At 69.3% G+C, this 1,055-nt stretch carries 1 protein-coding gene; it reads left to right on the plus strand.

The annotated features are described in order from the left end of the window. Nucleotides 1–100: 100 nt before the first annotated feature. On the plus strand, nt 101–1,055 hold a 955-nt coding region (locus ADY59_RS47330; RefSeq protein WP_049577963.1), incomplete at its 3' end, for an IS481 family transposase.

Raw genomic sequence — 1,055 nt, forward strand, 5'->3', positions numbered from 1 at the left:
CTAGCTGTATCGACCACGAGCGTTGTTAACAGAGGAGCTTGATCAATAGAGAAGCCTCCGATGTGGTGAAGGTGTCGAATCTGCACCGCACGGAGGCTTCATGTCCCACCGTAACGCCCGGCTGACCGTCCATGCCCGCCGGCTGCTCGTCGATCGTGTTCAAGCGGGACGTCCAGTCGCGCATGTGGCCGCTGAGATGGGTGTGTCGCGGCCCACCGCCTACAAGTGGATCCGCCGCTGGCGTACCGAGGGTGAGACCGGGCTGCTCGATCGCTCCAGCCGTCCGCACGCCGTCCCACACCGCACCCCCGCGGCGATCGAGGCCGAGGTCTGCCGGCTGCGGACCAGCCGCAAGCTCGGCCCGGCCCGGATCGGCCCCATTCTCGGCCTGCCCGCCTCCACTGTGCACCGCATCCTGACCCGCCACGGCCTGCACCGCCTGGCCTGGCTGGATCGGCCCACCGGCCAGCCCATCCGCCGCTATGAACGCGACCGGCCCGGCGAGCTGGTGCACGTCGACGTCAAGAAACTCGGCCGCATCCCCGACGGCGGCGGCTGGCGCGTCCACGGCCGCGACCAGCGCAGCCATCACCACAGCCGCACCGTCGGCTTCGACTACGTCCACTCGGCCATCGACGACCACTCCCGGCTGGCCTACAGCGAAGTGCTGCCCGACGAGAAGGCCGCCACCTGCGCCGCCTTCCTGCGCCGCGCCGCCGCCCACTTTGCCGGCCTGGGCATCACCCGCATCGAGCGAGTGCTCACCGACAACGCGCTGGCCTACCGCCGCGGCATCGCCTGGCGCCAGGCCCTGGCCGAGCTGGGTGCCGTCGGCAAGCACACCCGTCCCTACCGGCCCCAGACCAACGGCAAGGCCGAACGCTTCAACCGCACCCTGCTGGAGGAGTGGGCCTATGCCCGGCCCTACGACAGCAACCACGAACGCACCGCCGCTCTGCCAGACTTCCTGCACACCTACAACCACCACCGATGCCACACCGCACTCGGCGGCCAGCCACCGATCACCCGTGTCAACAACCCAACGGGTCAATACA

Origin of the sequence: Nonomuraea sp. SBT364, assembly GCF_001083785.1 — a bacterium.
GTDB lineage: Bacteria > Actinomycetota > Actinomycetes > Streptosporangiales > Streptosporangiaceae > Nonomuraea.